The sequence below is a fragment of the Rhizobacter sp. P3_B12 genome (assembly GCF_056402895.1).
The window spans coordinates 1-593 of the sequence record NZ_JBFUGN010001729.1 but is presented as its reverse complement, the minus strand read 5'-3'; the positions used below and the strand labels follow the sequence as shown (position 1 = coordinate 593).

The window sequence follows — 593 nt, the reverse complement described above, 5'->3', positions numbered from 1 at the left end:
CTGCTGCCCGGCTATCTGCGCGACCTGGCGCAGGCTCTGGAGGCCGAGCAGACGGCCATCGCCGAAGAGCTCGGCCTGCTCGCCAGGAGCGTCGACCACATCAAGGAGGTCGTGGCGACCCAGCAGTCGTATGCGGGCGCATCGCGCGTCGTCGAGTCTCTGAAGGTCGACGAACTGCTGGACGATGCATTGCGCATGAACGTCAGTGCCCTGACCCGCCACAAGGTCGAGGTCGTGAAACAGGTTCCCGACCTGCCCGCCCTGGGCCTGGACCGGCACCGCCTGCTGCAGATCCTGGTGAACCTGATCAGCAATGCCAAGCACGCGATGCGCGGTGCGCCACCGAACCACAGCGCGTGCATCACGTTGGGCGCCGCGCTGCTGGAAGCTGCTGGTGGGCGAGTGCTGCGCATCACGGTGGCCGACAACGGCGAAGGCATTGCACCCGAGAACCTGGTGCGCGTCTTCGTCCACGGCTTCACCACGCGCAGCAACGGCCACGGCTTCGGCCTGCACAGCTGTGCCTTGGCGGCCCGCGAGATGGGCGGGACGCTGAGCGCGCACAGCGAGGGTGCGGGGCAAGGCGCCACGTT

General features: G+C 68.0%; 1 protein-coding gene. It reads left to right on the top strand.

The annotated features are described in order from the left end of the window. A partial coding sequence (locus AC1D01_RS37920) for a sensor histidine kinase (RefSeq protein WP_477875140.1) occupies positions 1-593 on the top strand: 593 nt, incomplete at both ends.